This window comes from Blautia sp. 1001283B150304_161114_C9 (assembly GCF_015668165.1).
In the GTDB taxonomy this organism is placed as follows: Bacteria; Bacillota; Clostridia; order Lachnospirales; family Lachnospiraceae; genus Blautia_A; species Blautia_A wexlerae.
Genome location: NZ_JADPGO010000005.1, coordinates 1 through 25,587, shown reverse-complemented (window position 1 = coordinate 25,587; position 25,587 = coordinate 1). Strand labels below are relative to the sequence as shown.

The following is a 25,587-nucleotide window of genomic DNA, read 5'->3' as shown; positions in this document are numbered from 1 at the left end:
TATAAAATTATTAGCACTCATTTTTGGTGAGTGCTAATTTTTTCTTGACTTTTGGAATAAATGGTATTACTATATCTTTCAGAGAAGCAACTTACAGGAGTCAAAAGCTATTTCAAAGGATAAACAGGAGAGGATAGTTTTGGCTTCGGAGGCAGAGCAGATAAGAATGCAGTATATTGACAGATAAAGTTGCGGCAAATGATTAAAAACAAAAAGGAGTGTGGACAGCATGGCTGTAAAACATGGAAATTTATCAATTAACAGTGAAAATATTTTCCCAATCATCAAGAAATGGTTATATTCCGATCATGATATTTTTGTAAGAGAGCTGGTCTCCAACGGATGTGATGCGATCACTAAACTGAAAAAACTGGAAGTAATGGGAGAATATACTTTTCCGGAAGGATACAAACCGGAGATTCAGGTAATTGTTAATCCCGATGAGAAAACTCTGAAATTCATCGATAATGGTATTGGCATGACTGCTGATGAAGTAGAGAAATACATTACCCAGATTGCTTTTTCAGGTGCAACTCAGTTTCTTGAGAAATATAAAGACAAAACTACAGATGATCAGATGATCGGTCATTTTGGACTTGGATTTTATTCTGCATTTATGGTGGCGGATGAAGTGCATATTGATACACTTTCCTATACAGAAGGTGCACAGCCTGTACACTGGTCCTGCGATGGTGGAACAGAATATGATATCCAGGAAGGTAACAAGAATACGATTGGTACAGAAATCACCCTGTTCCTGAATGAAGACTGCCTGGAATTTGCAAACGAGTACCGTATGCGTGAGATTCTTGAGAAATACTGTTCCTTCATGCCGGTTCATATTTACCTTTCCAAAGCAAATGCACCTCAGGAATATGAGACAATTGATGAATCTGAGTTAAGAGACGATGATGTAGTTGTTGAACATATTCATGAGGAAGCAAAGACAGAAGAAAAAGAAAATGATAAAGGTGAAAAGGAAGTTGTTGAAATTTCTCCTGCAAAGGATAAAGTAAAGATCAATAAACGTCCGGTTTCCATCAGTGATATTAATCCGCTCTGGATGAAGCATCCGAATGAATGTACAGATGATGAATACAAGGAATTCTACCGCAAGGTATTTATGGATTATAAGGAACCGTTATTCTGGATACATCTGAATATGGATTATCCGTTTAATTTAAAAGGTATCCTGTACTTCCCGAAGATCAATACAGAGTATGATTCCATTGAAGGAACGATCAAACTTTATAACAATCAGGTATTTATCGCAGATAATATCAAGGAAGTAATTCCTGAATTCCTGCTTCTTCTGAAAGGTGTGATCGATTGTCCGGATCTTCCATTGAACGTGTCACGAAGTGCATTGCAGAATGACGGATTTGTACAGAAGATTTCTGAATACATTTCCAAAAAAGTGGCAGATAAGCTTACCGGAATGTGCAAGACTGACAGAGAATCTTATGAGAAATACTGGGATGATATCAGCCCGTTTATTAAATATGGCTGTATTAAAGATGCTAAGTTTGCAGAGAAAATGGGAGATTATGTACTCTTTAAGAATCTTGATGGCAAATATCTCACATTAAAGGACTGCATTGAAGAGAATAAAAAAGAAACAGAAGAAACTGAGGCTCAGACAGAAGAAAAGAAAGAAGATGCAGCAGAGTCTGAAAACAAAGACAATGCGGAAGCGAAAGAACCTGAGAAGACAGTAATTTTCTATGTAACTGATGAAGTTCAGCAGAGTCAGTATATCAATATGTTTAAGGAAGCAGGAAAAGATGCCGTTATCCTGAAACATAATATTGACAGTGCATTTATTTCCAGTCTTGAGCAGAAACATCAGGAAGTACAGTTTAAGCGTATTGATGCGGATCTGACCGAAGAAATGAAGGGTGAGGGTACTGCCGATGAAGAAACTGTCAAAGCACTGACAGAACTTTTCCGCAAGAGCCTTAATAAAGATAAACTGGAAGTACATGTTGAGAATCTGAAAAATGAAAATGTATCAGCAATGATGACTCTTTCCGAAGAGAGCCGCCGTATGCAGGATATGATGAAGATGTATAATATGTATGGAATGGATCCGAATATGTTTGGCGGACAGGAAACACTGGTTCTGAATGCGAATCATCCATTGGTTAAATATCTGGCAGAGAATCAGGAATCTGACAAGGCTCCGCTTATCTGTGAACAGTTGTATGACCTTGCGATGATGAGCCATAAACAGCTTTCACCGGACGAAATGACCAGATTTGTTCAGAGAAGCAATGAAATTTTGCTGATGATTGCAAAATAAGATAGAAAGCAGGCAATTTGCCGGCAGATCAATGAGAGGACAGATACGCCTGTCAGAATAGCAGAATATCAAATAAGGAGCGGAGAATAACTTTTGCTCCTTATTTTTGTGGAAAACAATTACATTGGTATTGACAAATGTCTTATGAATTCCTATTATTAAGTTGCCGATATTTTAATGAATATGCCGAATCCGCAGAAGATATAACGGGTTACAGAGAATAGTGACTGCAATGGTGCTTCCGGGCAGCCAATATCGTGACTTTCATTTACTTATAGAGAAATGTGTGTAAATAAATGAGATATCCAAATCTGTAAAAACACAGATTATGGAAGTTACAGGAGGAACGATGTATGAGTGCAGTTTATGGAGTTATTAGAAAATTGGGTGCAACATCAAAGTATAAAGGATATTATTATGTTGTGGATGCAGTAGAAATGGCACAGAAAATTTATGAGCGACCGGTAAAAGTCACCAAAGATATTTATCCGGTCATTGCAAGAAAATATAAATCAACGCCGTCTAATGTAGAACACAACATAAGAACACTGGTAAACTTATGTTGGATGAATCATAAGGATACACTGGAAGAAATGGCAGGATGTACAATGGCAGATAAACCGACGAACAGTGAGTTTATAGATATTCTGGTCTATTATCTGCGTTATTCGGATAAAGACTGATAACAGAATCTACTCATAATTTCTCACAGGGAATGTGATGACTGGAGAGAAAAACAGTCATGGAATCATCCCAGAGATGTTCCAGACGTTTATCCGGACTGAATGAAGTATAAGAAACACCTGTTGTACATAAAAGGGACTGGTTCTTGTACCGGATATTCAGATAAAAGCTTTGCACAGGAATATCTGCAATATGCCGTTCATTTTTTAACAACGACTGTGTCTGATCATGAGAAAGTTCAAATACAATCCTGAAATTCAAAGGTGTGCGTCTGCCGCGTATGATAGAAAAACAATAAGGTTTTACATCATGCCAGAGGGAATATTCTGTGGAATTCTCCTCAAAAGCAGCCTTTGTGTCAGTATCAAAGAAATCGTAATGAAGTTTTCCGTTTATGGTAAAAGTGTTGAAGGTTGTCACAGATGCCTCGACAAGAGAAAAACGGTCAAATACCTCACCGATCAGGAGTTTATTCATAAAATCTTTTACATCAGTAATTTTTAAAGCAAGCATACAACACCTCTCTGATAACATGATTTACAGCTGTTCAGAATTAAAAAAATACTTCTGGATTGCTGCATATTTCTGAACATATTTTGTGGATTAGGCAGCGCTTCCTGCACTTTGCGGGAAGCGTCTTTTTATTATAAAGCACTTTTGAAAAAAAGAACAGTGTTTTTATTAAAAAGTCTTTTCAAACGTAAAGCGGTGTGATAAGATATATCTGGTATTGAATACTACATATAATGGAAAAGAGGACGATATAATTGAGATATAAGATTATCATAGATAGTTGTGGAGAACTTTTGGACGAATGGAAGAAAGATGAATGTTTTGAATCCATTCCACTGACTCTGATGGTAGGAGCTGAACAGATCATAGATGATGAAACATTTGATCAGGCAGAGTTTATTAATAAAGTGGCAGCCTGCCCGGAATGTCCGAAATCAGCCTGCCCGTCACCTGAGAGATATATGAGAGCATATGACTGCGAGGCTGAGCATATTTATGCAGTGACTTTGTCTTCTGAGCTGAGTGGTTCCTATAACAGTGCGTTGCTTGGCAGAGATCTTATTATGGAAGACCATCCGGATAAAAAAATACATGTGTTTAATTCACGTTCCGCATCCATCGGGGAAAGCCTGATCGGAATGAAGATACAGGAATGCGAAGAAGCAGGGATGAGTTTTGAAGAAGTTGTTTCAACTGTGGAACATTATATTGAAGGACAGCATACATTTTTTATACTTGAGAATCTTGATACTTTGAGAAAGAACGGCCGTCTGAGCAAAGTGAAAGCGTTAGTGGCCAGTGCATTGAAAATCAAACCGGTCATGGGTTCTACGGATGATGGAAATATCTGCCAGCTGGATCAGGCAAGAGGCATGAATCGTGCTCTGATCAAGCTTGTAGAGCAGGTAATCGAGAAAACTCCGGACAGTGCAGAGAAGGTTCTTGCCATCAGTCACTGCAATTGTCCGGCAAGAGCACAGGTGCTCAAAGAGGCTTTTGAAGAGAGAATGAAACTTGCAAAGATCGTAGTCCTTGATACAGCGGGTGTAAGTTCTATGTATGCAAATGACGGCGGAGTGATCGTTGCAGTATAAACTAATTGTTTTCTTTTGCAGTAAAGTGTGCTATAATCAGAAAATACGAAATATTGATGCAAAGGAGATCTATCATGAGCCAGAAGAAAGTCGATGCTTATAAGGCCAGAAAAGGACTGCATAACAAAACAGACAGAAAAGAAAAAGTACTTTTTGGACTGGAAATGTTTGCCTGGGCATTCATTTGTGTTGTGATTGTTGCATGGATTGGTTATTCTGCATATGTAAAAGTGACAGGAGCCAAAGAGAATGTGGTTCAGAATACAGTAATGGATACTACTGCACTTGACAATTACATTTCGAATCTGTCAACAGATGCATCCGATGGTACAGACAGCACTGATGCAGATACAGCGGAGGAAGAAGATACAACAGCTTCCACTGATACAGACAGTGAAGATGCTGATGCAGCAGACACAACCGCAGATGATTCTGAAACGGAAACCGCAGATAAATCTGAAGAAGCAGATGATACAAATGTAGCAGACGATAAAGCTGCAGAAACAGCAGATTCAACAACGGATGCAGACAGCGCAGATGCTAAATAGAAATTGAATCTCTGATGGATTCACAGAAGAAAAGCAATAAAAAATCCCCGGATGATCCGGGGATTTTTTTGAGGTTTAATCCGTATAGAAAAGTGCGGAATTCAATCCTCTCGCGTTAACAAAAATTATAAATTATAATTTTGTAACGTTTGCAGCCTGCATACCACGAGCACCTTCTGTTAAGTCGTATGTTACAGCCTGTCCTTCTTCAAGGGATTTGAATCCTTCACCATTGATAGCGGAGAAATGTACAAATACGTCTGCACCGTCTTCACCAGTGATAAATCCGTAACCTTTTTCTGCGTTGAACCATTTTACAGTTCCCTTGTTCATGTTGTTACCTCCATAAAAAATAAAAAAATTATATAGTTTCTGGCAAATAAAAAAATCACCAGATTTTACAGATTATATACTGTTATATAATCTCTAAAAACCAGTGACTATACATTAAATAATCCAGATATGAACTGATTATATCTCCCGCATTTTGAATTGTCAAGCAAAAAAGACTGCACATCAGTAAAAAAAGGCTTTATAAAAGAAGAAGTTTCGTGTATTATGTATATCAGAAAGTTATTGTCAAACGACAACGAAGGGAGAGAATTGCATGGGTATTCTGATTCAGGGAGGACGTATCGTAGATGCGGCTACTGACACTGATAAAAAAGGCGATATTTATCTGGAAGATGGCGTGATCACCGAGATCGGTGAGAAACTTAAAATAAAAGATAAAAGCGACAAAGTAATAGATGCGAAGGGATGTCTGGTAATGCCGGGACTGATCGATCTTCACGTTCATTTCAGAGATCCGGGACAGACACAGAAAGAGGATATAGAGACAGGTTCCCGGGCTGCTGCAAGAGGTGGTGTGACAACGGTTGTTGCAATGCCGAATACAACACCGGTAATTGACAGTCCGGATCGTGTAAATTATGTGTATAATAAGGCAAAACAGCTTGCCGGCATTCATGTGCTCCAGGCAGGTGCCATTACGCAGGGGGAGAAGGGACAGGAACTTTCTGATATCGAAGGAATGGTAAAAGCGGGAATCCCGGCATTATCTGAAGACGGCAAATCTGTTATGAATACCAGACTTTGCAAAGAAGCTATGGAAGTGGCAGAGAAATTCAATGTTCCGATTTTTGCTCACTGTGAGGATATTGATCTGCGCGGTGATGGATGTATGAATGAGGATGAGAATGCGCGGAGACTTGGTCTGCCAGGTATCTGCAATGCAGTTGAGGATGTGATCGCAGCGAGAGATATTCTTCTTGCCAGAGAGACAGGGGCAAGACTGCATCTGTGCCATTGTTCCACAGAAGGTGTTGCGAAGATGATGGAGATTGTGAAGGAAGAGGGATTGGACAATATCACAGCAGAGGTTTGCCCGCATCATTTTATCCTCACTTCCGATGATATTAAATGTGATGATCCAAACTATAAGATGAACCCTCCTCTTCGTACGAAGAAAGATGTAGATGCACTGATCCGAGGACTGAAGGATGGTTCCTTTAAAGTGATCAGTACAGATCATGCACCTCATGCAGTGCCGGAGAAGACAGGCTCTATCCGGAATGCGGCTTTTGGCATTGTGGGAATTGAGACAAGCTTTGCATTGTCTTATACTGCACTTGTAGAAACTGGAATTCTTACAATCTCACAGCTTATTGAGAAAATGAGCTGGAACCCAGCACAGATTCTGGGAAGTGACAGAGGTACACTTCAGAAGGGACATCCGGCAGACATTGTCATTGCAGACATTGATCACGAATATAAAATAGATAAAAATGAATTTGCTTCCAAAGGACGCAACACACCATTTGACGGATGGAAAGTAAAGGGAAAAATTCTCTATACAATCTGTGATGGAAAAGTTGTATACCAGAATGCATAAAAATACCATATCAATATTCAGGAGGAAAGACTCATGATCAACAAACTTATTGAAAACATTAAAAAAACAAACGCTCCTATCGTAGTAGGACTGGATCCGATGCTCAACTATATCCCGCAGCATATTCAGAAGAAAGCTTTTTCTGAACTGGGGGAAACATTAGAGGGAGCAGCAGAAGCTATCTGGCAGTATAATAAAGGAATCGTTGATGCGATCAGCGATCTGATCCCTGCAGTGAAACCACAGATCGCAATGTATGAGCAGTTTGGTATTCCGGGCTTAATGGCATATAAGAACACCATTGATTATTGCAAAGAAAAAGGTCTGGTAGTTATTGGAGATATCAAACGAGGTGACATTGGTTCCACATCTGCTGCATATGCAGTCGGACATCTGGGTAAAGTTCAGGTGGGAAGTAACAGAATCGCAGGTTTTGACGAAGATTTTGCGACAATCAATCCATATATGGGATCTGACAGTGTCAACCCGTTTATCGATGTATGTAAAGAAGAGAACAAAGGGCTTTTTGTACTCGTAAAAACATCCAATCCGTCCAGCGGAGAGTTTCAGGACAGAATCATTGACGGACGTCCGCTTTATGAGTGGGTTGGAGAGAAGGTTGCCCAGTGGGGAGAATCACATATGGGAAATGAATACAGCTATGTAGGTGCTGTAGTAGGTGCAACCTATCCGGAAATGGGAAAAACTCTCCGTAAGATCATGCCGAAAACCTTCATCCTGGTACCGGGATATGGTGCACAGGGCGGAAAAGGTGCCGATCTTGTTCATTTCTTTAATGAAGACGGACTTGGTGCGATCGTCAATTCCTCCAGAGGAATCATTGCAGCTTACAAACAGGAAAAATATGCTTCCTTTGGTGAATTAAATTATGCAGATGCATCCCGCCAGGCGGTAAAAGATATGATCGAAGACATCAGTACTGCTTTAAACAATCGCTAGGAGGCATGAAATGAGCGAAAAGACAAGAGAAATCTGCACTGTTGTAAGTCAGGAGAGCATTGGTGCAGGCATTTACAGTATGTGGATCCAGACTGACAGAATTGCAGCAGATGCGAAACCAGGACAGTTTGTATCTCTTTATACAAATGATAAATCCAAAATTCTTCCCAGACCGATCAGTCTTTGTGAGATTGACAAAGAAAATGGCCGTCTTCATCTGGTTTACAGAGTGACCGGACAGGGAACCGGAACCGATGAATTTTCACAGATGAAAGCCGGAGATACCATTCCGGTACTGGGACCTCTGGGAAATGGTTTTCCTGTAGAGAAGGCTGAGGGGAAAAAAGTTTTCCTTATGGGTGGTGGAATCGGTGTTCCTCCGATCCTGGAACTTGCAAAGCAGATGAAATGTGAGAAAAAACAGATCATTGCAGGATACAGGGACTGTCATACGTTCCTCAGAGAGGAATTTGAGGCGGCGGGAACACTTTATATTGCCACAGAGGATGGCAGTGTGGGAACAAAGGGCAATGTTATGGATGCTATCAGAGAGAATGCTCTGGAAGCGGACGTGATCTATGCCTGCGGACCAACTCCGATGCTTCGTGCAATCAAGAAATATGCCGAAGAAAATGGGATTGAATGTTATATTTCCCTGGAGGAACGTATGGCATGCGGAATCGGTGCCTGCCTTGCCTGTGTGTGCAAATCCAGAGAAAAAGATGCACATAGCAATGTGAATAATAAGAGAATCTGCAAGGATGGCCCGGTATTTCTTTCTACGGAGGTGGAAATCTGATGGATATGAGTGTAAATATTGCCGGCGTAGAGTGGAAAAATCCGGTAACAGTGGCATCCGGAACCTTTGGTTCAGGAGCAGAATTTGCTGATTATGTAGATATTAATAAGCTGGGAGCAGTGACAACCAAGGGCGTAGCCAATGTCCCGTGGGTCGGAAATCCGACTCCGCGTGTGGCTGAAGTTTACGGAGGCATGATGAATGCGATTGGTCTGCAGAATCCTGGTATCGATCTTTTCTGTGAGAGGGATATTCCTTTTTTGAAACAGTATGATACAAAGATCATTGTAAATGTATGCGGTCATGCGCCGGAAGAATATCTGGCAGTGGTGGAACGTTTGGCAGATCAGCCAATTGATATGATGGAGATTAATATTTCCTGCCCGAATGTAAACGCAGGATTCCTTGCATTTGGTCAGGATGCACATCATGTAGAGGAACTTACCGCTCAGATCAAAAAGATTGCAAAACAGCCTGTGATCATGAAGTTAACACCGAATGTCACAGATATCACAGAGATTGCAAAAGGTGCACAAGCAGGCGGTGCAGATGCGGTATCCCTGATCAATACACTGACAGGAATGAAGATTGATATCAACAGGAAGACTTTTGCGCTTGCAAATAAAACCGGTGGTGTTTCCGGACCGATCGTGAAACCGATTGCTGTCCGTATGGTTTATCAGGTTGCACAGGCAGTCAATATCCCGATCATCGGAATGGGCGGAATTTCCTGCGCAGAGGATGCAATTGAGTTTATTCTTGCAGGAGCCAGCGCAGTATCTGTGGGTACGGCAAATTTCCACAATCCGGCAGTGACACTGGAAGTGATCGATGGAATTGAAGCGTATATGAAGAAGAATGGATTCAATTCCGTAAAAGAGATGGTTGGTATTGTAAAATAAAACAGATACAGGAGGCATAACATAAGATGGAACAGTATAAACAGGAATTTATTGAATTTATGGTAGACAGTGAAGTTCTGAAATTCGGAGAATTTACCCTTAAAAGCGGAAGAAAGTCCCCGTTTTTTATGAATGCAGGCGGATATGTGACAGGTTCTCAGTTAAAGAAACTGGGTGAGTACTACGCACATGCCATTCATGATAAATATGGCGATGATTTCGATGTGCTTTTTGGACCTGCATATAAGGGAATCCCGTTAAGTGTTGTAACTGCAATTGCATTCAGCGAATTATATGGAAAAGAAATCCGCTACTGTTCAGACCGTAAGGAAGAAAAAGACCATGGTGCAGATAAGGGAAGCTTCCTCGGAAGTAAATTAAAAGACGGCGATCGTGTAGTGATGATCGAAGATGTAACAACATCCGGTAAATCCATGGAAGAGACAGTACCGAAGGTAAAAGGTGCGGCTGATGTGGAAATCGTCGGTCTTATGGTTTCTCTGGACCGCATGGAAGTCGGAAAAGGCGGCGTGAAGTGTGCCCTTGACGAAGTCCATGACCTTTATGGGTTTGAAACAAATGCGATTGTTACAATGAAAGAGGTCATTGAACATCTTTATAATAAAGAATATAAAGGAAAAGTAATCATTGACGATACATTGAAAGCCGCAATCGACGCATATTATGAGCAGTACGGTGCAAAATAAGCAAATACAGGTAACAGCGATTTATAAATAAGATATCATGATCTGCGAAAGCAGATCATGATACTGATGAGGACGATTATGAACGAAAAAATTTATAAAACCATGTCTTCCACAGGAGCCTGCAGTCTGACAGTCGGGATCATTGTACTGGCAACGGGAATCGTAACAGGGATCATGATGATCGTAAACGGTGCAAGACTGCTGAAAAAGAAATCAGAGATATTGATATAAAAGGCTTCAGAAACAGGAGAAAACATTGAAAAAAGAAACGAAGCATATCATACGGACACTGGGAACCATTTTGTTTATCCTGTATGTTCTGGCACTGATTTATTTTCTGTTCTTTTCAGAAGAATACGGAAGAGCAGCAATGGAAGAAAGACAGTACAGATATAATCTGATACCGTTTGTTGAGATAAGGCGTTTCTGGGTATACAGGAAACAGCTTGGACTTATGGCGGTAGTTACAAATCTTTTTGGAAATGTAATTGGTTTTCTTCCATTTGGATTTATACTGCCGGTTATTCTGGACAAAATGAGAAGCGGATGGCTGATCGTACTGGCAGGATTTGGGCTTAGTGTTACGGTAGAGGTCATCCAGCTTATTACAAAGGTTGGGTGCTTTGACGTAGATGATATGATATTGAATACAGCAGGGGCGGCTCTTGGATATCTGCTTTTTGTTATCTGCGATCACCTGAGGAGAAAAATTTATGGCAAAAAGATATAGATATGCGTTTGCAAAGAAAAGAGAGGCACAGCAGGGAAAACTGTCAGCAGTGCTGGCGGCTGTTTCACTGGTTTTATTTGTGACTGCAGTTTTGCTGGCATTTTTTTTGCAGGGACAATACGGATATATTGTAGGCGGGATCAGTCTTTGCGCAATGCTTCTGTCTGTATATGGATTTGCGATGGGACTGAAAAGCTTTTCAGAAGAAAACCGGACACACAAAGCAGGTATGATCGGCTCTATTGCAAACGGAATCATAATGATCGGATGGCTGGGAATCTTTCTGATGGGAATTTCCGGCTGATTAACAGGGAAGTCTGATAGAAAAAGGAGAAATATAGTTTGGACGAATGGGTTATGGAACGGTATGAACTGGCGAAAGAAAGAATCGCTCAGATACCGGACGAGAAAATGGCAGAAGAACCGTACTGCGATTTTTTTACAAAAGAAGCAATGTTTTTACAGCAGGTGATTCATGTGATGGACCATGGAATTGCGGGGAAAAATCTTGAAGAACTTCAGGAACAGAATCATGAATTATATCAGGATATTCTGCCCGAAAATTATGAAAATTCTTATGGAAATCCTGCATATGCACAGAAAATGCTGGGAGAATACGGAAAAGTATTTACCTTTCTTTATACAGAACTTCATGGCACGATTGCTTATGCGTTTGAAAAAAAAGCATGGGATCTTACGGTTGTACTTGAATTGTTTCTGGAAATCTATTCTGCATTTACGCAGGAAGAAATTCCTGCTGAGAAACAGGTGAAAGAAATTCTCGTTTCCTATGTGAATGACTACTGCCAGGATATGGTGGAAAATCGGATCAGAGAGGCGATTGATCCTGAGAATAATTTTGTGGTTGAAATGATCATGGATTCTGATCTGAGCGATCTGAGTTATCTGTATCAGTCCGGCGAATATGTATCGGAAAATGAACTGAAAACAGCAGAATTTATGAATTCACTTTCCCAGAGGGAAATTGATGAGATGGCACGTACTTATACAGAAGGCTATCGGATGGGATTCATCACAGGAAGAAAAGATATTACAAAGAAGAAAACGGTTAATATACGTTATCATCTTGGCTTTGAGCGTATGGTAAAAGCGGCTGTTCTTCAGTTCCGGGAGATGGGGCTGCAGACGGTTATTTACCGCCATGCACTTCATGCGGTGAACAGACGGAATCAGTTCAGAAATGGATTTACAGGAGGAATTGCAAATCCGCAGTTTGATTATGACCACAGACAGGACAGTGCGCTGTTTCTGGATCCGGATTTTGTAAAGCGTAAACTTCGTGCCATGCAGACTTCTTATGATGAATATGCAGATCTGGCAGATGTACATGGCGGACCGGCTGTGATCGAGACATTTGGAGAGAAGCCGTTTTCACCGGTAAGTAAACCGGAAAGCTGGGCGTTTACAGAAGCACAGCAGAAGCTTCAGCTGGAACTGGACAATGAATCCGGTCAGATCACAAATCGTTATATCAAAGGTGAGGAAAGAAGTTTTACGATCATTGCTTATCCGATACCTGAGATCGGAGAGGATTTTCCGGAAATTTTCCGTGAGATCGTAAAGATCAATACATTGGATTATAAGAAATATCAGAAGATCCAGCAGACGATCATAGATACTCTTGATACCTGTGAATGGGTGGAAATCAAGGGAAAGGGAGAGAATGAGACAGATCTGCTCATTCATCTTCATACATTAACAGATGCGAAAACACAAACAAATTTTGAGAACTGTGTGGCAGATGTAAATATTCCTCTGGGTGAAGTATTTACTTCACCGGTGCTTGCAGGAACAGGCGGAATGCTTCATGTTTCAAAAGTATATCTTAACGGACTGCAGTTTTGTGACCTGAAGCTTGTGTTTGACTGCGGACAGGTGATTGATTACAGCTGTTCTAATTTTGAGACAGAGGAAGAGAACCGTAAATATATTGAAGATAATATTCTGTTCCATCATCCGAAACTTGCAATGGGAGAATTTGCGATCGGAACTAATACAACAGCTTATGTGGCAGCGCAGAAATATAATATCGCAGACAAACTTCCGATTCTGATCGCGGAGAAAATGGGACCGCATTTTGCAGTTGGTGATACCTGTTACAGCTGGTCAGAAGATACTCCGGTCTATAATCCGGATGGTAAAGAGATCATCGCAAGGGACAATGAGATTTCCGAGATGCGAAAAGAAGACGTCAGCCTTGCTTATTATGGATGTCACACAGATATTACGATTCCATATGACGAACTGGGAAGCATCCGTACGATTGATGATGAGGGGGATATGATCTCTATTATTGAAGATGGAAGATTTGTCCTTCCGGGTACGGAAGCTCTGAACGAGCCGTTTGGGGAATAAAGGCATTTTCCTGTTAAGTTCGGAATACAAAAAAATTTATTAGTTCGTTAAAATATTTCTTTGCATTAATTTTATTGACAGAAAAAGGGAATCTTAGTAGAATCTACGGTTAGAGAGGGTTTTGATAAAATCTTTTCTGACCGTACTTTTTTTATCAATAAAATAAAAACAAAGTCCCGGACAGATAAAATCTGGTCTGTCTGAGAATACTTGAGAAGAAAAGGAGAATAATCATGGCAAAAGTAGGAATTGTGATGGGCAGCGACTCAGATATGCCGATCATGAGCAAAGCAGCAGACATTCTGGAGAAACTGGGAATTGATTACGAGATAAAGATCATTTCCGCACACAGAGAACCGGATGTCTTTTTTGAATATGCAAAAACAGCAGAGGAAAAAGGCTTTAAAGTAATCATCGCAGGTGCCGGAATGGCAGCACATCTGCCAGGAATGTGCGCGGCAATCTTCCCGATGCCGGTTATCGGAATTCCTATGCACACAACTTCCCTTGGAGGAAGAGATTCCCTTTATTCCATCGTACAGATGCCATCAGGAATCCCGGTTGCAACAGTCGCTATCAACGGAGGCGCAAACGCAGGACTTCTGGCAGCTAAGATACTTGCAACATCAGATGAGGAACTTCTTGCAAAATTAAAGGCTTACAGCCAGGAATTAAAAGAACAGGTGGAAGCAAAAGACGCAAGATTACAGGAAGTCGGATATAAAAATTACTAAGATAACTCAGGTCCATAAACAGGATCAGGGGTAAAAACGGAGGATTATCATGGATTACAAGACCGCTGGAGTAGATATTGAAGCAGGATATAAATCAGTAGAGCTGATGAAAGAGCATGTAAAGAGAACCATGCGTGAAGAAGTGCTGGGAGGACTGGGAGGATTTTCCGGGGCCTTTTCTCTTGCTAAGATCAAAGAAATGGAAGAACCGGTATTATTATCAGGTACAGACGGATGTGGAACTAAAGTAAAACTTGCTATGGTTATGGACAAGCATGACACCATTGGCATTGATGCAGTTGCCATGTGTGTCAATGATATTGCATGTGCAGGCGGAGAACCATTATTCTTCCTTGATTATATTGCATGTGGTAAGAATTATCCGGAAAAGATCGCAGCTATCGTAGGCGGCGTTGCAGAAGGCTGTGTGCAGTCAGATGCAGCTCTGATCGGCGGTGAGACAGCAGAGCATCCGGGACTGATGCCGGAAGACGAATATGACCTGGCTGGTTTTGCAGTAGGTGTCTGCGATAAAAAAGAGATGATCACAGGTGAAGAACTGAAAGCAGGAGATGTTTTGATCGGTATGGCATCCACAGGTGTTCACAGTAACGGATTTTCTCTTGTCCGTAAAGTTTTTGATATGACAAAGGAATCTCTTGATACTTATTATGAAGAACTTGGAACAACACTTGGTGAAGCACTTCTGGCACCAACCAGAATCTATGTAAAAGCATTAAAGAGCATTAAAAATGCCGGAGTTCGTGTGCACGCATGCAGTCATATCACAGGCGGCGGTTTTTATGAAAATATTCCGAGAATGCTTAAAGAGGGAACACGTGCAGTTGTGGAAAAGAACAGCTATCCGGTACTTCCAATCTTCAAACTTCTTGCTGAAAAAGGCAATATTGATGAACAGATGATGTACAATACTTATAACATGGGACTTGGAATGATCCTTGCTGTAGATGCAGCAGATGTGGACAAAACAATGGAAGCGATCAAAGCAGCAGGTGACACTCCGTACGTAGTAGGACGTATCGAAGATGGTGAAAAGGGAGTGACTTTATGTTAAAAGTCGGTGTACTGGTTTCAGGAGGCGGCACGAATCTGCAGGCTATCCTGGATGCCATTGACTGTGGAAAGATTACAAATGCAGAAGTTTCTCTGGTTATCAGCAATAATCCGAAGGCTTATGCGCTGGAGAGAGCAAAGAACCATAACATAGAAGCTGTATGTATTTCCCCAAAACAGTTTGAGAACAGAGAAGAATTTCACAGGGCACTTCTTGCGAAGCTGAAAGAAAGTGGCGTAGAGCTTATTGTTCTGGCGGGATTTCTTGTGGCTATTCCTCCAATGATCGTGGAAGCGTATCCAAATAAGATCATCAATATCCACCCGTCACTGATTCCGTCTTTCTGTGGAGTGGGCTATTATGGATTGCATGTACATGAGAAAGCTCTGGAAAGAGGCGTACGTGTGACAGGTGCGACCGTACATTTTGTTGACACAGGTACAGATACAGGTCCGATCATTCTTCAGAAGGCCGTAAAGATTAAATCTGATGATACCCCGGAAGTTCTTCAGAGACGTGTTATGGAGAAAGCGGAGTGGAAGATTCTTCCGAAAGCTATCAATCTTATTGCCAATGACAAAGTGAAAGTGGTGGATGGAAGAGTAGAAACAGAGGAATTTGATACAGAAGAGTAGATAAAGGAGCAAAAATAAAATGAAAGTCTTGATCGTAGGCAGCGGTGGAAGAGAACATGCCATTGCATGGAGTGTTTCAAAGAGTCCGAAAGTGGATAAAATTTATTGTGCACCTGGAAATGCAGGGATTGCAGAACTTGCAGAATGTGTAGATATCGGTGCTATGGAGTTTGAGAAACTTGCTGATTTTGCTCAGGAGAAAGCAATCGATCTTACCATTATCGGTATGGATGATCCTCTGGTTGGCGGTGTGGTAGATGTATTTGAAGCACGTGGCCTGAAAGTCTTTGGCCCGAGAAAGAATGCAGCTATCCTTGAAGGCTCCAAAGCGTTCTCAAAAGATCTGATGAAAAAATACAATATTCCCACAGCGGCATATGAGAATTTTGATGATCCTGAGAAAGCACTGGAATATCTCCGCACAGAAGCCAGGTTTCCAATTGTCCTGAAGGCTGATGGTCTTGCACTCGGCAAGGGAGTACTGATCTGTCAGGATCTGAAAGAGGCAGAAGATGGCGTAAAAGAGATCATGGAAGATAAGAAATTCGGAAATGCCGGAAATACCATGGTCATTGAAGAATTTATGACAGGACGTGAAGTCTCTGTGTTATCATTTGTAGATGGAAAAACTATCCGTACAATGACATCCGCACAGGATCACAAACGTGCTCAGGACGGTGATCAGGGATTGAATACGGGCGGAATGGGAACTTTCTCCCCGAGTCCGTTCTACACAGAAGAGGTAGATGAATTCTGCAGGAAATATGTATATCAGCCGACAGTAGATGCAATGGCTGCAGAAGGACGCCCATTTAAGGGAATCATTTTCTTTGGTCTTATGCTTACCGCAGATGGCCCGAAGGTATTGGAATATAATGCACGCTTCGGAGATCCGGAAGCACAGGTAGTCCTGCCACGTATGAAGAATGATATCATTGAAGTAATGGAAGCTTGCGTAAATGGAACACTGGACCAGGTAGACCTTCAGTTCGAGGATAATGCAGCAGTGTGCGTAGTACTTGCAAGTGATGGATATCCTGTAAAATATGAAAAAGGTATCCCAATGTACGGCTTTGAAAATTTCAAAGGCAAAGACGGATATTACTGCTTCCACGCAGGAACCAAACTGAAAGACGGTCAGATTGTTACTAATGGTGGCCGTGTTCTGGGAATTACTGCGACAGGCAAAGATTTAAAAGAAGCAAGAAAGAATGCATATGAAGCTACAGAGTGGATCACATTTGCAAATAAATATATGCGCCATGATATTGGTAAGGCAATTGATGAAGCATAAATAATTTTGAGGTGCTGCAGTTTCAGAAAAAATATATTTTGGATGATTACTGTAAAACAGATCAGAAAACAGAAAGGTTTAAAACCAGACCGGACTGTTTTCTGATTTTTTTGTAAATGTTTTTGCATAAATAATATAGGCTATTTTCTTTACTTTTTATGTAATCTGTTATAAAATAAAACAGTGCTGTAAAACAGAAACGTAATCGAACTCCGGACAGCAGGGGAAAATTTATGAACAGAAATTATGTAGATAAGAAAATACAGAAGATCATAAAAGAAATGAGACAGAGAGGATAAGAGCATGGGAATCAGCAAAGAAGAAGCAATCAAAGAATTACAGACCAGAGAGGAGATTTTTGTGGCATATTCACAGGCTACAAAGCTTCCGTATGTGAAATGTGATGAAGAGACATTTAATGATCAGGCATGGATTTTTTCAACAGAAGAAGGAATCAAAGAATTCGGCAAAAAAATGCTGGAAGAAAAGGTTCTTCTTATGGGTATGAAATTTACCAAGAAGGATTATCCCAGATTATATGGAACTTTCTATGCAATTGGCGTAAATACAGTTGTATGGGTAGATGGTGAAGATAAAATTGAGATTGATCTTCCGGATGTTGCAAAACAGGCAGATATGAGCAAGATTGAGCCGGCTAAGAGACCGCTTCTGAATCCTACACTGGAGCTTTCCGGCATTTACTTTATGCAGGAACTCCGCCGTCCGGTAGAGAAGGATCAGCATGGAAATCTTCGTGAGCTTGAGGAAGAACTGATCGTAAACCTGAAGAAATCAGAATATCTGGTTGCTATGAATGTAGATCCTGAAGATCCTAAGAAGATCAATATTCCGTATCTCAAAAATAAAAAAGAAGAAATTCTCCAGCCTGTATTTACAGACGTTATGGAACTTGAGAAGTTTACAAAAGGTCAGAAGCTGCGTATTGCGAAAGTACCGTTTGCAAAACTTCCGGAGCTGTTAATCGATAAGGCAATGGCTTATGCAGTTAATCCATTAGGCTTTAACCTTGTTCTGAACAGAGAACAGCTCAATAAGATCATTGGCTTAAAATAATCAAGTCATGTAGATGAAATTCAGTTGACAGAAAGAAGATAAAGGGTGTGCATGCTGTGTGAGAACATGGCTGTACACCCCTTTTTGTTTTGAAAAATAATAAAGCAATACGTCTTTCTGTTGCAAAAAATGTTGGTTTGTGCTAGGATATGTGTAACACAAAAAGGAGAAGAAAACGTATGATGATAGAAATAGATTTCAGCAGTGATGAAGCCATTTACATCCAGCTGACCAATCAGATCATCATGGGGATTGCTACGTCAAGACTGCAGGAGGGAGATACACTGCCATCAGTGAGACAGCTTGCAGATACAGTTGGGATAAATATGCATACAGTAAATAAAGCATATTCACTGTTGCGACAGGAGGGATTTGTCACTATCGACCGCAGACGTGGTGCAGTGATTTCTATTGATGTAAATAAACGGAAAGCATTGGAAGAACTGAAACAGAATCTCATGGTGGCGCTTGCGAAAGGATGTTGCAAGAGCGTAAGCAGAGAGGAAGTACATCAGCTTATTGATGAGATTTTTGACGAATATGATGAAAACAGATAGGAGAGGACATGGAGAGACAATTTACCAGACAGGCAGAGAATGCCCTCAAATTGGCAAAGACAACTGCGAAATCCTGTGGACATGGATATATCGGAACAGAGCATCTTCTTGCAGGTCTTTTGAAAGAACCTGAAGGTACTGCGGGAAAAGTGCTGCAGGAATTTAACGTAGAAGAAGAAAAACTCAGGGAACTTATCAGCAACCTGGTTACGCCGGTTCAGGGCAATACTGCGGCAGCAGAAACGAAAGATCCCCAGTACAGCCCAAGAGCAAGAAGGATCATTGAACAGGCGAAGGAAGATGCTGAGAGCATGGAATGTCTTTGCGGAACAGAGCATCTGTTGCTTTCGCTTCTGAAAGAGACAGACTGTGTAGCGACCAGACTGCTTTTTACAATGGGAGTAAATATCCAGAAGTTGTTTGCGGCTATCCTGACAGCTATGGGATTTGACAATGATACCATTGCAGAGGAATTTCAGTACGCAAGGAATGCGGGAAACAAAAAAGTGACCAGTACCCCTACGCTGGATCAGTACAGTCGTGACCTGACACAGCTTGCAGCAGAGGGAAAACTGGATCCTGTGATAGGGCGTGATAAAGAAATTACCAGACTGATCCAGATTCTGAGCAGACGTACGAAGAATAATCCGTGTCTGACAGGGGAACCCGGAGTAGGTAAGACTGCCATTGTAGAGGGACTTGCACAGCGCATCGTTATGGGAATGGTTCCGGATACAGTGAAGGATAAGCGTCTTGTTGTGTTAGATCTTTCCGGCATGGTTGCGGGAAGCAAATACAGAGGTGAATTTGAGGAACGCATTAAGAATGTAATCCAGGAAGTAAAAGAACATCAGGGAATTCTGCTGTTCATTGATGAAATCCATACCATCATCGGAGCAGGTGGAGCGGAGGGAGCACTGGATGCTTCTAATATCCTGAAACCTTCTCTTTCCAGAGGTGAGATTCAGCTTATCGGCGCGACTACTCTGGAGGAATACCGTAAATATATTGAAAAAGACGCAGCACTGGAACGAAGATTCCAGCCTGTGACAGTGGAAGAACCATCTTCAGAGGAGACTGTTGAGATCCTTAAAGGTCTGCGTCCATATTATGAGAAACATCATGGGGTAAAGATTGAAGATGAGGCACTTGAGGCAGCAGTAAAAATGTCACAAAGATATATCAATGACCGTTTCCTTCCGGATAAGGCAATTGATATTATTGATGAAGCAGCATCAAAGGTTCAGCTTGCGGGTTATCAGTCAGCACCTGAAATGGAACAATATGAACTGGAACTGAATGAACTTCGTGAGGAGAAAGAACAGGCAGTTAAGACTGCAGATATTGAACGCGCAAAAAAAGCACAGGTACGCCAAAATGAAGTGGAAGTCGAAATGGAGAAAATCCGCATTAAGACTGAACGTAGAAATAAGAGGAAGAAACTTGTTGTAGATGAAGCTGCTGTTGCAGAGACGATTTCTGACTGGACAAAGATTCCTCTTCAGAAACTGACAGAGGGAGAAACCAAACGTCTTGCTCGTCTGGAGAAAGAACTTCATAAACGTGTGATCGGACAGAATGAGGCAGTGAAAGCTGTTGCGCAGGCAGTGAAACGGGGAAGAGTAGGACTTAAAGATCCGAACCGTCCCATTGGTTCTTTCCTTTTTCTTGGACCTACAGGTGTTGGTAAGACAGAACTTTCCAAGGCTCTGGCAGAAGCTGTCTTTGGAAGTGAACAGGCGATGATTCGTGTAGATATGTCCGAATATATGGAGAAACACAGTGTCTCCAAGCTGATTGGTTCTCCTCCGGGATATGTAGGATATGAAGAAGGCGGCCAGCTCAGTGAGAAGGTCCGCAGAAATCCGTACAGTGTATTGCTTTTTGATGAGATTGAGAAGGCACATCCGGATGTGTTTAATATACTTTTACAGGTGCTGGATGACGGTCATATTACAGATGCACAGGGAAGAAAAGTCGACTTCAAACAGACGATTATTATTATGACTTCCAACGCAGGGGCACAGGCGATCATGGAACCGAAACGTCTGGGATTCATGTCTGATAATGATGAGAAGAAAGACTATGAACGAATGAAAGGCGGTGTGATGGAAGAAGTGCGCCGGATTTTCAAACCGGAGTTTCTGAACCGAATTGACGATATCATGGTGTTCCATGTGCTGAATAAAGAAGATATCCGGAAAATTGTGACATTGCTTCTTAAAACACTGGAGAAACGATGTGCAGAACAGATGGAAATTCATCTTACAGTGACAAATGCTGTGAAAGATTTTATTGCAGAAAAAGGTTCTGATAATAAATATGGTGCCAGACCGCTGCGTCGTGCAATTCAGAGTAAGATAGAAGATGCGCTTGCAAACGAGATTCTGGAAGGCAGAGTAAAACGTGGAGATAGTGTACAGGTGAAACTTCATAAAAACGAGATTGCATTTGAAGTGAAAAAACAGTAGAAATCTCTGAGCAGACAGATATTTACAATTAAAGCAGAGGACTCACATGATTCACAGAAATTGTGAAATTAGTATAAAAAAATCAGTGAGATACTGGTCAAAAAAGTGAATGTATTATATAATAAGCACATAAAATGTCGGAAAAGTACAGAGATAGTGAAAAACTGTACGGCATCGGCAGATGAACCGGTGGAGCGGCAAACAAAAGAGTCTTAGGAGGACATAGGAAATGGCAGTAGTAAAAGAATTAATCCGTACAGAAGAGAATGGAGCAATCAGCTTTGGTGACTATGAGCTTGCACAGAAGTCTAAATTATCAGACTATCAGCATCAGGGCGATATGTATAAAGTAAAAACTTTTAAGGAGATTACCAAGCTCGAGAGAAACGGAATGTTCGTTTACGAATCAGTTCCGGGAACAGCAGTATTTAATCTTACACAGAGTGAAGCTCAGATGGATTTCCATGTAGAGGGACCGGAAGATGCACAGATCACAGTGGAGATGGAGCCGGATACAGAATATGAAGTATTTATTGAGCAGGCAAGCACAGGTAAGATGAAAACAAACCTGGGCGGTAAACTTTCCTTTAGCGTGGAACTTGGCAATGCTGCAAGAGTAGAAGTAAAGATTGTAAAATGCTGAAAAATAAAAAGACGGTATATTTTTGCCAGGAGTGCGGATATGAATCCGCAAAATGGATGGGGCAGTGCCCGGGATGCAAGTCCTGGAACACCTTTGTGGAAGAGACAGTTTCCACAAAGAAGCCATCCTCTTCTGGAGCAATGAAATCATCAGAAAAAAGGCAGGAACCGGTGATCCTTAAAGACATCAGCCTGTCAGAAGATGAACGGCAGACAACTCAGATTGGTGAACTTGACAGGGTGCTGGGCGGCGGTATCGTCCCCGGCTCCCTTGTTTTAGTGGGAGGAGATCCGGGAATCGGAAAATCAACGCTGCTTTTACAGGTGTGCAGGAATCTGGCAGAGAAGCAGGTTTCGGTTCTTTATATTTCAGGCGAGGAATCTCTGAGACAAATTAAGCTGAGAGCTAATCGTATCGGGCAGTTTACGGATAAGATGCAGCTTTTATGTGAGACGAACCTGGAAGTGATACGTGAGGTGATCGAGCGCAGAAAACCGGATGTGGTTGTGATCGACTCCATTCAGACTATGTTTCACGAAGATGTAAGTTCGGCACCGGGAAGTGTCTCTCAGGTGAGAGAATCTACCAATATCCTTATGCAGATCGCAAAGGGGATGGGGGTGTCCATTTTTATTGTAGGTCATGTGACGAAAGAAGGAAATGTGGCAGGTCCGAGGGTTCTGGAACATATGGTGGATACAGTGCTTTATTTTGAAGGCGACCGGCATGCTTCTTATCGTATCCTGCGTGCGGTGAAGAATCGTTTTGGATCTACGAATGAGATTGGTGTTTTTGAAATGTGTAATACAGGTCTTGAGGAGGTGAAGAATCCGTCGGAATATATGCTGAATGGCAGACCGGAGGATGCGTCGGGTTCTGTTGTGGCGTGTTCTATGGAAGGAACCCGGCCGATTCTGGTTGAAATCCAGGCACTTGTGTGCCAGAGTAATTTCGGTATTCCGAGGCGGACAGCGGTGGGAACTGATTTTAACAGAGTGAATCTCCTTATGGCTGTGCTTGAGAAGAAAGTAGGACTCCGTCTGGCTGCATCGGATGCTTATGTCAATATTGCAGGGGGAATGAAGATGACAGAGCCGGCAATTGACCTTGGGATCTGTCTGGCGATTGTTTCCAGTGCGAAGGACATTGTGATTCCTGATAATGTGATGGTATTTGGCGAGGTTGGTCTGAGTGGTGAAATCCGCGCAGTGAATATGGCAGGCCAGCGTGTGCAGGAGGCGAAAAAACTGGGATTTGGAACAGTTGTGCTTCCGGAAGTGTGTAGGTCTTCTGTTGGAAAAGTGGAAGGAATCAACTTGGTTTATGTGTCGCAGATTCGTGATGCGATTGGTTATATTATGAAAAAATAGATTGTCAGACTACTGGCTTATATATGGTTTGAATAAGTCGATCAGACTGTCGTCAAAGATATTTTTGCCTGAGAAAGTCTGCTGACAGAGAGAAAGAGGAAAGGATCAAAAGTTATGGCGAGTGGGATTGATACAGTGATATTTGATATGGATGGAGTGATTTTTGATTCGGAGATTCTTGTGCTTCAAGCGTGGAAAGAAGTGGCAGAACGTCATGGAATCGCAGGAGTTGAGGCGGCATGTCATGAGTGTCTGGGAACAAACAGTGTTGTGAGTAAAGGGGTTTTTCTGAAGCATTATGGTGAAGATTTTCCGTATGAGGAATATAAAGCGGAGATGGCAGAGGTGTTTTTCAGTCATGCTTCCGGAGGTAAACTGGCAAAGAAGCCGGGGGTTGAGGAGCTTTTGAAATATCTGAAGATGAGGGGATTTAAGATTGGGCTTGCCAGTTCTACCCGGGAGGTACTGGTGCGTTCGGAGATTTCAGATGGCGGGCTGCTGGGATATTTTGATCAGATTATCGGGGGAGATATGGTGGAACGGAGTAAGCCGGAACCGGATATTTTTCTGGAGGCTTGCAGACGACTGGAATCAAAACCGGAAAATTGTTATGTGATAGAAGATTCTTATAATGGGATCAGGGCAGCACATGCAGCAGGGATGCATCCTATTATGGTGCCGGATCTGATGGAACCGACGGAGGAGATGAGGGTGTTGGCAGAGAAAATATTGAGGTCGTTGTATGAAGTTAAAGAGTATATACGATAAAAGTTTATAAAAAATTTCTTAAATACTTATAATTCTTTTATTGAAGCATAATCTGAGGGATGATAAGATATAAGAGTAAATCATCAATAGTCTTTAAGAGGAACTGGATATGTCTCTGATTTTTGAATGGGATGAGGATAAAGAGGAGATAAATATGCGAAAGCATGGAATTTCTTTTAAAATAGCTTCTAAAGTCTTTTTGGATGAGAATCGTATAGAAATATACGATAAAACACATAGTATAGATGAAGATCGTTTTGTAACTATAGGTTCTATTGGTGAAATATTGTTTGTGGTATACACAGAACGTGATTCTAGAATACGAATGATTTCTGCAAGATTAGCAACAAATAAGGAGAGGAGGATATATTATGGTGACATTTGAATTGAGGGAAAATACACAGCTTGACGAAAGAGAAAAGCAAATGCTTGAACAAGCTAAAAATGTACCTATTGTATTTGATAGTGATTCTCCTGAGTTGACTAAGGAAATGGAAGATGCTTTTAGACAGGCGAGAATAGAAAAGCCATATAAAAAAGAGGCAATTACGCTTTATGTCTCGTTGGATACGATTGAGAAGGCAAGAAGTCTTGGGACAGATTATATTTCGATTTTGGAAAATGTATTAGACAAGGCTATGAAAGAGTATAAGGTTTCATAAAGAGGTACGCCAAGTCCGTCAGATCATTCCTGTTGGGGCGGTTTCGGGGGATAAGGTACGCCAAGTCCGTCAGATCATTCCTGTCGGCTCGGTTTCGGGACTTAAGAAAAGCTAAGCCCCGGGAAATCCGCTAAAAGCATTCGCAGATAACTCAAACTCGCTGCGCTCAGACAGTGAGTGATCTGCTCATAACGCGGATTTCCCGGGGCTAAGTTTTTCTAAAGTCCCTGCAAATGTCGCTCGACAGGAATGATCTGGCGGGCTTGGCTGGCTGTTGGTAGTGGAAAAGTGGCGGTGGGAAGTTGTTCATTAATAGATTGGTTTTCTTATAGGTAAAAGGGAATAGGTGGGTGGATAAGATAAATGGAAAGGGGAAAATAAAAAAAGTTTGTCAAATTATGAAATTAACTGTTGACATTGTGATCTTTGGGTGTTATATTAGTTGAGCTGTCGGAAATAATTGTTTCTTTAAATGAGACAATTTAGTATGATTTCTGAAAGAAAAAAGAAATTTAAAAAAGTGCTTGACAACTTGAAATAAACGTGTTAAACTAAACAAGTCGCTTGAGCAGAGCCGACAATCACAGATCAGAAGAACAGTCCGGAAATCCGGAAGAGTTTGAAAAACTTTGAAAAAACTTGAAAAAAGTTCTTGACAAAGAAAAAGAGATGTGGTAAAGTAAACAAGATGTCGCAAGACAGACAACCTTGATAACTGAACAGTGAAACACATACGATTCTCGAAAATTCTTTACATTTTTAAGAACGGTTTGAAAAACCAAAAACAGTAAAACG

General features: G+C 41.4%; 27 protein-coding genes. 25 read left to right on the top strand and 2 right to left on the bottom strand.

The features are described from left to right. Nucleotides 1-229 precede the first annotated feature (229 nt). Together htpG and I4V44_RS03870 are read left to right on the top strand one after the other, a co-directional pair. The gene (gene htpG / locus I4V44_RS03875) at nt 230-2,302 is read left to right on the top strand and encodes a molecular chaperone HtpG (protein ID WP_062807214.1); all 2,073 of its coding nucleotides are present in this window, start codon (nt 230-232) and stop codon (nt 2,300-2,302) included. A 353-nt stretch (nt 2,303-2,655) separates the two neighbouring features. Beyond that, complete coding sequence (locus I4V44_RS03870; protein ID WP_008705507.1) at nt 2,656-2,985, top strand: sporulation initiation factor Spo0A C-terminal domain-containing protein; 330 nt, start codon at nt 2,656-2,658, stop codon at nt 2,983-2,985. Between the two features lie 13 nt (nt 2,986-2,998). On the opposite strand, the gene I4V44_RS03865 is transcribed toward I4V44_RS03870, so the two are convergent. After that, on the bottom strand, nt 2,999-3,499 hold the full coding sequence (locus tag I4V44_RS03865) for a DUF5721 family protein (RefSeq protein WP_227227054.1): 501 nt from the start codon (nt 3,497-3,499) through the stop codon (nt 2,999-3,001). Nucleotides 3,500-3,753: 254 nt separating this feature from the next. Here I4V44_RS03865 and I4V44_RS03860 point away from each other — a divergent pair, with 254 nt between their 5' ends. Both I4V44_RS03860 and I4V44_RS03855 read left to right on the top strand, forming a co-directional pair. Beyond that, nucleotides 3,754-4,593 carry a DegV family protein gene (locus I4V44_RS03860; RefSeq protein ID WP_008705503.1) on the top strand — a complete coding sequence of 280 codons (840 nt, stop codon included), beginning with the start codon at nt 3,754-3,756 and terminating at the stop codon, nt 4,591-4,593. 74 nt (nt 4,594-4,667) lie between these two features. Continuing rightward, the gene (locus I4V44_RS03855) at nt 4,668-5,141 is read left to right on the top strand and encodes a hypothetical protein (protein ID WP_020993366.1); all 474 of its coding nucleotides are present in this window, start codon (nt 4,668-4,670) and stop codon (nt 5,139-5,141) included. Nucleotides 5,142-5,273: 132 nt separating this feature from the next. Here the strand turns inward: I4V44_RS03855 and I4V44_RS03850 are convergent, their stop codons facing one another. After that, nucleotides 5,274-5,474: a cold-shock protein gene (locus I4V44_RS03850; RefSeq protein WP_008705499.1), complete on the bottom strand. Its 201-nt coding sequence runs from the start codon at nt 5,472-5,474 to the stop codon at nt 5,274-5,276. Nucleotides 5,475-5,748: 274 nt separating this feature from the next. Here I4V44_RS03850 and I4V44_RS03845 point away from each other — a divergent pair, with 274 nt between their 5' ends. From I4V44_RS03845 to I4V44_RS03745, 21 genes are all read left to right on the top strand, one after another. Beyond that, nucleotides 5,749-7,035 carry a dihydroorotase gene (locus tag I4V44_RS03845; protein ID WP_173700854.1) on the top strand — a complete coding sequence of 429 codons (1,287 nt, stop codon included), beginning with the start codon at nt 5,749-5,751 and terminating at the stop codon, nt 7,033-7,035. A 33-nt stretch (nt 7,036-7,068) separates the two neighbouring features. After that, nucleotides 7,069-7,995: an orotidine-5'-phosphate decarboxylase gene (gene pyrF / locus I4V44_RS03840; RefSeq protein ID WP_008705494.1), complete on the top strand. Its 927-nt coding sequence runs from the start codon at nt 7,069-7,071 to the stop codon at nt 7,993-7,995. Between the two features lie 10 nt (nt 7,996-8,005). Beyond that, nucleotides 8,006-8,794 (top strand): dihydroorotate dehydrogenase electron transfer subunit, encoded by a 789-nt coding sequence (locus I4V44_RS03835; RefSeq protein ID WP_008705492.1) that lies wholly within the window; start codon nt 8,006-8,008, stop codon nt 8,792-8,794. Further along, nucleotides 8,794-9,696, top strand: coding sequence for a dihydroorotate dehydrogenase (locus I4V44_RS03830; RefSeq protein ID WP_118409570.1), 903 nt, complete (start codon nt 8,794-8,796; stop codon nt 9,694-9,696). Before I4V44_RS03835 ends, I4V44_RS03830 begins: the two co-directional genes overlap by 1 nt. A gap of 26 nt (nt 9,697-9,722) precedes the next feature. After that, entirely contained in the window at nt 9,723-10,403 is a 681-nt protein-coding gene (pyrE, locus tag I4V44_RS03825; protein WP_025579488.1) for an orotate phosphoribosyltransferase, read from the top strand. A gap of 78 nt (nt 10,404-10,481) precedes the next feature. Continuing rightward, on the top strand, nt 10,482-10,634 hold the full coding sequence (locus tag I4V44_RS03820; protein ID WP_022380872.1) for a hypothetical protein: 153 nt from the start codon (nt 10,482-10,484) through the stop codon (nt 10,632-10,634). A 25-nt stretch (nt 10,635-10,659) separates the two neighbouring features. Continuing rightward, the gene (locus I4V44_RS03815) at nt 10,660-11,133 is read left to right on the top strand and encodes a VanZ family protein (protein WP_055053756.1); all 474 of its coding nucleotides are present in this window, start codon (nt 10,660-10,662) and stop codon (nt 11,131-11,133) included. Then, a complete protein-coding gene (locus I4V44_RS03810) occupies nt 11,117-11,437 on the top strand; it encodes a DUF6142 family protein (protein ID WP_008705486.1) in 321 nt (106 codons plus the stop codon). Before I4V44_RS03815 ends, I4V44_RS03810 begins: the two co-directional genes overlap by 17 nt. Nucleotides 11,438-11,490: 53 nt before the next feature. After that, nucleotides 11,491-13,509 (top strand): aminopeptidase, encoded by a 2,019-nt coding sequence (locus I4V44_RS03805; RefSeq protein ID WP_044955998.1) that lies wholly within the window; start codon nt 11,491-11,493, stop codon nt 13,507-13,509. 233 nt (nt 13,510-13,742) lie between these two features. Next, on the top strand, nt 13,743-14,243 hold the full coding sequence (purE, locus tag I4V44_RS03800; RefSeq protein ID WP_008705484.1) for a 5-(carboxyamino)imidazole ribonucleotide mutase: 501 nt from the start codon (nt 13,743-13,745) through the stop codon (nt 14,241-14,243). Nucleotides 14,244-14,292: 49 nt separating this feature from the next. Further along, nucleotides 14,293-15,318, top strand: coding sequence for a phosphoribosylformylglycinamidine cyclo-ligase (gene purM, locus I4V44_RS03795; protein ID WP_008705483.1), 1,026 nt, complete (start codon nt 14,293-14,295; stop codon nt 15,316-15,318). Then, nucleotides 15,312-15,953, top strand: a complete 642-nt coding sequence (gene purN, locus I4V44_RS03790) for a phosphoribosylglycinamide formyltransferase (protein ID WP_025579492.1) — start codon at nt 15,312-15,314, stop codon at nt 15,951-15,953. Before purM ends, purN begins: the two co-directional genes overlap by 7 nt. A gap of 19 nt (nt 15,954-15,972) precedes the next feature. After that, a complete protein-coding gene (gene purD / locus I4V44_RS03785; protein ID WP_055057206.1) occupies nt 15,973-17,247 on the top strand; it encodes a phosphoribosylamine--glycine ligase in 1,275 nt (424 codons plus the stop codon). A gap of 303 nt (nt 17,248-17,550) precedes the next feature. After that, nucleotides 17,551-18,321, top strand: a complete 771-nt coding sequence (locus tag I4V44_RS03780) for an SseB family protein (RefSeq protein ID WP_118586948.1) — start codon at nt 17,551-17,553, stop codon at nt 18,319-18,321. A 179-nt stretch (nt 18,322-18,500) separates the two neighbouring features. Next, a complete protein-coding gene (locus I4V44_RS03775) occupies nt 18,501-18,878 on the top strand; it encodes a GntR family transcriptional regulator (protein ID WP_020993363.1) in 378 nt (125 codons plus the stop codon). Nucleotides 18,879-18,886: 8 nt separating this feature from the next. Further along, nucleotides 18,887-21,349 (top strand): ATP-dependent Clp protease ATP-binding subunit, encoded by a 2,463-nt coding sequence (locus I4V44_RS03770; RefSeq protein WP_118758866.1) that lies wholly within the window; start codon nt 18,887-18,889, stop codon nt 21,347-21,349. 229 nt (nt 21,350-21,578) lie between these two features. Then, the gene (locus I4V44_RS03765; protein ID WP_008705473.1) at nt 21,579-21,992 is read left to right on the top strand and encodes a hypothetical protein; all 414 of its coding nucleotides are present in this window, start codon (nt 21,579-21,581) and stop codon (nt 21,990-21,992) included. Next, nucleotides 21,986-23,362 carry a DNA repair protein RadA gene (gene radA / locus I4V44_RS03760; protein WP_026650099.1) on the top strand — a complete coding sequence of 459 codons (1,377 nt, stop codon included), beginning with the start codon at nt 21,986-21,988 and terminating at the stop codon, nt 23,360-23,362. The genes I4V44_RS03765 and radA overlap by 7 nt, the downstream gene beginning before the upstream one ends. A gap of 114 nt (nt 23,363-23,476) precedes the next feature. Continuing rightward, entirely contained in the window at nt 23,477-24,130 is a 654-nt protein-coding gene (locus I4V44_RS03755) for an HAD family hydrolase (protein ID WP_118586942.1), read from the top strand. Nucleotides 24,131-24,239: 109 nt separating this feature from the next. Then, on the top strand, nt 24,240-24,515 hold the full coding sequence (locus tag I4V44_RS03750) for a BrnT family toxin (RefSeq protein WP_118586939.1): 276 nt from the start codon (nt 24,240-24,242) through the stop codon (nt 24,513-24,515). Continuing rightward, a complete protein-coding gene (locus I4V44_RS03745; RefSeq protein ID WP_118586936.1) occupies nt 24,502-24,792 on the top strand; it encodes a hypothetical protein in 291 nt (96 codons plus the stop codon). The genes I4V44_RS03750 and I4V44_RS03745 overlap by 14 nt, the downstream gene beginning before the upstream one ends. Nucleotides 24,793-25,587: the final 795 nt, after the last annotated feature.